The sequence below is a fragment of the Tardiphaga sp. genome, assembly GCF_028290785.1.
Taxonomy (GTDB): Bacteria; Pseudomonadota; Alphaproteobacteria; order Rhizobiales; family Xanthobacteraceae; genus Tardiphaga.
Genome location: NZ_JAQGJD010000270.1, coordinates 1 through 6956 on the forward strand (window position 1 = coordinate 1; position 6956 = coordinate 6956).

At 63.1% G+C, this 6956-nt stretch carries 7 protein-coding genes, 1 tRNA gene and 1 pseudogene; 5 read left to right on the plus strand and 4 right to left on the minus strand.

Annotation, left to right across the window (positions count from 1 at the left end):
- The 3 genes and pseudogenes from JWR89_RS16515 to panE form a co-directional block, all read left to right on the plus strand.
- Positions 1–128 (plus strand): annotated as a pseudogene (locus tag JWR89_RS16515) (2-hydroxychromene-2-carboxylate isomerase); the annotation flags it as partial.
- A gap of 122 nt (positions 129–250) precedes the next feature.
- Complete coding sequence (locus tag JWR89_RS16520; protein ID WP_299718020.1) at positions 251–988, plus strand: SDR family oxidoreductase; 738 nt, start codon at positions 251–253, stop codon at positions 986–988.
- A 160-nt stretch (positions 989–1148) separates the two neighbouring features.
- Complete coding sequence (gene panE / locus JWR89_RS16525) at positions 1149–2069, plus strand: 2-dehydropantoate 2-reductase (RefSeq protein WP_299718022.1); 921 nt, start codon at positions 1149–1151, stop codon at positions 2067–2069.
- A 177-nt stretch (positions 2070–2246) separates the two neighbouring features.
- Here panE and JWR89_RS16530 read toward each other — a convergent pair whose 3' ends face one another.
- The 4 genes from JWR89_RS16530 to JWR89_RS16545 form a co-directional block, all read right to left on the minus strand.
- Positions 2247–2828, minus strand: coding sequence for a c-type cytochrome (locus JWR89_RS16530; protein ID WP_299718030.1), 582 nt, complete (start codon positions 2826–2828; stop codon positions 2247–2249).
- Positions 2829–3019: 191 nt separating this feature from the next.
- Positions 3020–4276 (minus strand): PQQ-dependent sugar dehydrogenase, encoded by a 1257-nt coding sequence (locus tag JWR89_RS16535; RefSeq protein WP_299718024.1) that lies wholly within the window; start codon positions 4274–4276, stop codon positions 3020–3022.
- A 393-nt stretch (positions 4277–4669) separates the two neighbouring features.
- Complete coding sequence (locus JWR89_RS16540) at positions 4670–5116, minus strand: hypothetical protein (RefSeq protein WP_299718026.1); 447 nt, start codon at positions 5114–5116, stop codon at positions 4670–4672.
- Between the two features lie 171 nt (positions 5117–5287).
- Positions 5288–5362: transfer RNA gene (locus JWR89_RS16545), tRNA-Gly, on the minus strand.
- A gap of 332 nt (positions 5363–5694) precedes the next feature.
- Here JWR89_RS16545 and trxA point away from each other — a divergent pair.
- Together trxA and JWR89_RS16555 are read left to right on the plus strand one after the other, a co-directional pair.
- Positions 5695–6603, plus strand: a complete 909-nt coding sequence (gene trxA / locus JWR89_RS16550) for a thioredoxin (protein WP_299718032.1) — start codon at positions 5695–5697, stop codon at positions 6601–6603.
- 27 nt (positions 6604–6630) lie between these two features.
- The coding region (locus JWR89_RS16555; RefSeq protein WP_299718028.1) for an LON peptidase substrate-binding domain-containing protein at positions 6631–6956 on the plus strand (326 nt) is incomplete at its 3' end.

Consider the following 6956-nt stretch of genomic DNA (forward strand, 5'->3'; position numbering starts at 1 on the left):
AGCTGGTCGCCAACACCCAATTTGCCGTCGATCGCGGCGCGTTCGGCTCGCCGACCTTCTATGTCGGCGACGAGATGTTCTACGGCAAGGAACAGCTGCGCGACATCGAGGAATTGATCACGCGGTAACACGTAGGATGGGTTGAAGCCGTCGCGCGACAGCGCGATCGGCAAAACCCATCAGACGGCCGTGCTCGCGGATGATGGGTTTCGCTTCGCTCAACCCATCCTACAAAAGGCAGGAGCTTCCAGTGCAGAAACGCAACGCCACCGTGGCCGTGATTGGCGCCGGCGACTTCATCGGCGCGGAGATCGCGAAGAAGTTCGCCGCCGAGGGATTTACGGTGTTCGCCGGCCGCCGCAACGGCGACAAGCTGGCGCCGCTGGTGGTCGAGATCGAGGCGGCGGGCGGCAGCATCGTCGCCCGCTCGCTGGACGCGCGAAAGGAAGACGAGGTGATCGCCTTCCTGAACGACGCCGATGCCCACGCGCCGCTGGAGATCTGCATCTTCAACATCGGCGCCAACGTCAATTTCCCGATCCTGGAAACCACCGAACGGGTATTCCGAAAAGTCTGGGAGATGGCGTGCTACTCCGGCTTCCTCGCTGGGCGCGAGGCGGCGCGGCTGATGCTGGCGCGCGGCCAAGGCAACATCTTCTTCACCGGCGCCACCGCAAGCCTGCGCGGCGGCTCCGGCTATGCCGCCTTTGCCTCGGCGAAATTCGGCCTCCGCGCAGTGGCGCAGGCGATGGCGCGGGAACTGGGCCCGAACAACATCCATGTCGCACATCTGATCATCGATTCCGGCGTCGATACCGCATGGGTGCGCGAGCGGCGCGAACAGCTCTGGGGCAAGGAAGCGCTCGACAATCCCGATCTGTTGATGCCGCCCGCATCCGTGGCGGCGTCCTACTGGCAGCTCTACCAGCAGCCACGCAGCGCCTGGACGTTCGAACTGGAGATTCGACCGTTCGGCGAGAAGTGGTAAGCAAGATACTCGCGACTCGCAGCCGTCATTGCGAGGAGCCCTTGCGACGAAGCAATCCAGACCTTTCTTTGCCTGCGGATCTGGATTGCCGCGTCGCTTCGCTCCTCGCAATGACGGCTGCCCTTCCTCAGTTTGAATCTCATCAATCAGGACATTCCCCATGCGAATTCTCGTGGTCGGCGCCGGCGCCATCGGCGGCTATTTCGGCGGAAGGCTGCTGCAGTCGGGCGCGGACGTCACCTTCCTGGTGCGACCGAAGCGCGCCTCCGAACTGGCCAGCGCCGGATTGGTGATCAAGAGCCCGCATGGCGACGTCACCCTGAACAATCCACCGACGGTGCAGGCCGACCAGCTCACCGAAAAATTCGATGCGGTGCTGCTGAGCTGCAAGGCGTTCGATCTCGACGACGCCATCGCCTCCTTCGCGCCGGCGGTCGGACCCGACACCGCGATCGTCCCGATGCTCAACGGCATGCGCCATCTCGACGTGCTGGAGAAAAAGTTCAGCGCCCGCAACGTGCTCGGCGGCCAGTGCCAGATCGCCGCCACGCTCAACGCGCAGCGCGAAGTGGTGCAACTCGCGCCAATGCAGGCGCTGAGTTTCGGCGAACGCGACGGCAAGCCCAGCGACCGGGTGAACAGGCTCGCCGCGATCATGGCGAAGGGCAACTTTGGCGCCGCGGCCAGCGAAACCATTATGCATGACATGTGGGAGAAGTGGGTGTTCCTGGCGACCATCGCCGGCGCCACCAGCGCGATGCGCTCGGCGGTCGGCCCGATCGTGGCGGCGCCCGGCGGCCGCGACTTCATGCTTGGCGTCCGCGACGAGATCAGCGCGATCGCTACCGCCAATGGCTACACGCCGCGCGAAGCGTTTCTGGCGCGTACCGAGACCATGCTGACGGCGACCGACTCGAAACTGACGGCGTCGATGTTCCGCGACATCCAGAACCACGCCCCGATCGAAGCCGACCAGATCATCGGCGACCTGATCGTCCGTGCCGACGCCGCCAAGTCGCCGGTGCCGAGGCTGCGCGTGATCTACACGCATCTCAAGGCCTATGAGGCAAACCGGAGCTAGTGTCCTGTCGTCCCGGCAAGCTCGCGCACCAGCGCGAGCACAAGCCGGGACCCATAGCCGCTGTCGTCATGTTGCGCGGTGTAGCAGCCGGTCTCGTGCGATCGCAGGCTCGGAGTTTATGGGTCCCGGATCAGCGTTCGCTGCGCTCACTTGTCCGGGACGACAACATTATCGCCCCTACAAATGCGCGAGGTAGTGCGCCAGCGCGACGATCTCTTCCTCGCTCAGGGGATAGGCGACGTCGGCCATCGCCGCCATGCCGCCGCCGGCGCGGACGCCGGATTTGTAATCGTGCAGCGCCTTGACCAGATACTCTTCGCGCTGCCCCGCGATGCGCGCCACCGCCTTGGTGCCGGCGTATGAATCGGTATGGCACGAGGCACAACGCCTTCCGACAGCCGCCTGCGCGCCCTTCGCTGACAGATCGGGATTGTCATCAGACTTTTTCGGCGGCGGCGGCAATGAAGCGAAATAGGCGCCGAGATTGCGCACGTCGTCGTTGTTGAGCTGCTCGACGATCGGCTGCATCTGTTCGTTCTTGCGGGTGCCGGCGCGAAAGAACACCAGCTGCCACTGGATGAACGCATCGGGCTGCGCGGCGAGCGAGGGAATGTTCTCGATTTGCGAAATGCCGTTTTCGCCATGGCAAGCGCTGCACAGTTCGGCTTTTTCCTTGCCGGCGGCGAGATCGGCGGCTTCGGAATAACGATGGCTCATCGCAAGCAGGAGTAACGCGGCGAGAAACACTCGGAGTCGCATCATCGGTATTCCAGTTTTCGAACCCATCGTTCGTCATGGCGAGGTCAGGGGAAAGCCAATTGGCTTTCCCCTTAGCGAAGCGACGCGGCAATCCAGAAGGCCGCAAACTCGGCAAGAACTGGATTGCTTCGTCGCAAGGGCTCCTCGCAATGACGGGGAGGGGCCGGCGCACCGGCCCCACCTTCGTCATCTCACTTCGCGTAGCTGATGCGATACACCGCGCCGGCCCAGTCGTCGGCCACCAGCAGCGAACCGTCCTTCGCCAGCACGATATCGGCGGGACGGCCGAGATAGCCCTGGTCACCCTCAATCCAGCCCGACGCAAAAATCTCCTGCTTGGCGTTCTTGCCATCGGAATCGGCGGTGACGCGCTTGATCCGTGCGCCCTGGTACTTATGCCGATTCCAGGAGCCGTGCTCGGCGATGAAGATGTTGTTCTTGTACTCGGCGGGGAACTGGTCGCCGGTGTAGAACTTCATGCCCAAGGGGGCCACATGGGCGCCGAGGTTCAGCACCGGCGGCGTGAACTCTGAACATGCGTGACCCATCGCGAACTTCGGATCCGGCATGTCGCCCTGGTGGCAATACGGGTAACCGAAATGCTCGCCGAGCTTCGACACCATGTTGAGCTTGTCGCTCGGCATGTCGTCGCTGATCCAGTCGCGGGCGTTCTCGGTGAACCAGTATTTGCCGGTGCGCGGATCGACGTCGCCGCCGACGCTGTTGCGCACGCCGAGCGCCACGATCTCCGCATTGCCGGTCTTCGGATCGATGCGGCGGATCTGCGACAGCGAGGTCGGCGGGATGCCGATGTTGAAGGGAGGTCCGAACGGCACGTAGAACCAGCCATCCTTGTCCGGCGCCAGATACTTCCAGCCATGCGCGGCGTAGGACGGCATGTCGTCATACACCACCTTGCCGTCGCCGAGCTTGTCGAGATTGGCTTCGGCATTGTCGTAGCGGATCAGCTTGTCGATATCGATGACGTAGAGCGCGCCATCGCGGAACGCGATGCCGGTCGGCATCTTCAGTCCCTTGACGACGGTCTTGACGTCCTTCTTGCCGCCCTTGTCTGTGATCGCATAGACGTTGCCGAGGCCGAACGAGCCGACGAACAAAGTGCCGTTGTCGCCCCATGCCATCTGTCGCGCGGCGAGCACGCCGGAGGCATAGACCTCGATCTTGAAGCCCGCCGGCAGCTTGATCTTCTTCATCATCGCGGCGAGTTCGGCATCGGACGCGCCGGTCGGCGGCCCGGACGGCGGCGCCAGGCCCTTCTGGGCCTCGGTCTCGTCGCCGAGGAACCAGTCATCCGGCGGATGGGTCCAGAATTCCTTGGTGTCGGATTTGTAGCTCTTGAGTTTTTCCTGTGCGCTGGCCTGCTGGGTTCCCGATAGAGCGAGGATGGCGGCGCACGCAAGAACTGATCGATAGAACATCGATGTCATCGCGTTACTCCCTGTGCAGCTCGTTGCGGCTGCGATGTCTTGTTTGAACGTACGAGACGAATCTTATTGGCCTGCATTCCCGCAGACAGACAATGCTACCACAACTGCGCACACTGAAAAGCGGAGTTGTGCGGCAGGCGATGGCAAATGATTGAAGAAAATTTGGTGAAATTGCGAGACCGCGATCGCTGCGTTTGGTGCAGCGCGGTGACCGGGATGGCATCCCACTCTGGTCACATAGACGTCATTGCAAGCCCTAGCGAAATTGGCGGAGCCAATTTCGTTGGGCGAAGCAATCCAGAAAGCCACAAGCAAAGCACTGGATTGCTTCGTCGCAAGGGCTCCTCGCAATGACGGCTGCGGAGCCGACGTCCAACTAATAACAGGCGCCGCTCAAAGCATCCCCTTGCTGAGATAGCTGTACAGCACCGCGAGCAGCACCAGGCCGATGAAGATCAGCGCCACCGGCAGCTTCTTCTTTTCGGGCTGCGGCGGCTTGTCGGGCTTGATCTTGCGGAAGGGCGTGACGTTGTCGCCATGGTTGTCGGACATTGTTCTTGTTCTCGGAGCGGTCTTGATGAGGGGGGCCGTGCCGGTGCCGCCCATGCGGGAATAGTAGCTCCGGTACACGAGCTGAATGGTGGTTTCGGCGGCGGCCGCTTCGGATGGCTTGCCCCGCGCCAGCAGCGCGCGGTAACCGGCAAAGAACGCCTGCGATTCCTGCGGCAGCGCATCGACGCTGTTCAGCTTCGCCATCATCAGCCAGGTGGCAAAATCGGCGCGCGCCTCGTCATTGGCGCGTTTGGCTATTTCCAGGTTGGAATCCGTTGTTGCCGGCATCGTTCGTCCCGCACCCGATCAGATGAACGATTGTCTGCCCAACGCCTGACGATTTCAAGCGATGCCATCAGGAACCGGAAACGCGGAACCAGAAACGACAAAGCCGCCTTGCGGCGGCCTGTCAACGAAACCCGATGCCCAAATCGGCGCCGGGAGAGAGCCAAGAAATTCTGGAGCGGGCGAAGGGATTCGAACCCTCGACCCCGACCTTGGCAAGGTCGTGCTCTACCACTGAGCTACACCCGCATCCGAGAAGCTGGACAACGCTTGCGCGCCGTCAACGCGCAGACCTATGCCAAATGCCGCCGACGAATGCAACAGCCAGACAACAGCAAGATTCTCGGCCGGACCGCCAGTTAACCGACGTTAACGGCCGAACCGGGCCGGTTTGACCCCAAATCGGCCAATAGACGGCAAAACCGCACCGTTGCAGCCGAATCAGGTCCCCTCGGGCCGATTTGGCCCAATTGAAAATTGCCATGGCCAGCGCCATTTAAACCGCGGGCCATGCTAGAAGCGGCCAATTCTTTCCGACATCAGGCGAGGTTCACGTGACCATACTGGAACAGGGCGGCGCCATGGTGCCGCAGGCAGATTCGGCGCCGCAAGCCACCGCGCTCATCAAAGAGACGACCACGCAGAGCTTCGTGCAGGACGTCATCGAGGAATCCAAGCGCCAGCCGGTGCTGATCGACTTCTGGGCGCCGTGGTGCGGCCCGTGCCGCACGCTGACGCCGATCATCGAAAAGGCCGTCACCGCCGCCAAGGGCCGCGTCAAGCTGGTCAAGATGAACATCGACGAATATCCGGAGATTCCCGGCCAGATGGGAATCCAGTCGATTCCCGCGGTGATCGCCTTCGTCAACGGCCAGCCTGCCGACGGATTCATGGGCGCGGTGCCGGAAAGCCAGGTCACCGCCTTCATCGACAAGCTGACCGCCGGCATGCCCGGTGCCGAACCCACCGCTGCGGAATTGCTGGCGGAGGCCGAGGCGGCTTTTGCCGCGGGCGATCCGGCGACCGCCGCCTCGATCTACGCCGAGGTGATCGCGGCGGATTCCACCAGCATCCCGGCGCTGGCAGGCCTGGCGCGCTGCTACGTCGAGACCGGCGCCATCGAGCAGGCCAAACAGACCCTCGCTTTGGTGCCCGCCGCCAAGCGCGAGGACGCCGCGGTGAAGGCCGTGCAGACCAAGATCGACCTGTTGGAGCAGGCCAGCGCGCTCGGCCCGGTGACCGAGCTGGAACAGAAGGTCGCGGCCGATCCGCTCGACCATCAGGCCCGATTCGACCTCGCCACCGCGCTGAACGCCGCCAACCAGCGCCCGGAGGCGACCAATCACCTGCTGGAAATCGTCAAGCGCGACCGCAAGTGGAACGAGGACGGCGCCCGCAAGCAGCTGGTGCAGTTCTTCGAGGCGTGGGGGCCGACCGACGAGGCCACCATCGACGGCCGCAAGCGGCTCTCGACCATCCTGTTCTCATAGCTCTCGCCTGACGAATCGGAACCGGACATGCCGATCAATGCCGACTATCGCGGGCCCGGCGACCTCACCGAGGTGATTCCGGTGTTTCCGCTACCGGGAGCGCTGCTGCTGCCGCGCGGCCAGATGCCGCTCAACGTATTCGAGGAGCGCTATCTATCGATGGTGGATGATTCGTTCCGCGACGGGCATCGCCTGATCGGGATGATCCAGCCCGACGTGTCGCATTCGGACGACGAGGCCCATCCAGCGCTGTTTCGCGTCGGCTGCGTCGGCCGCATCACCCAGCTCGCGGAATCCGGCGATGGCCGCTACATCCTCGAACTCACCGGCGTCTCCCGCTTCAAGGTGCTGGA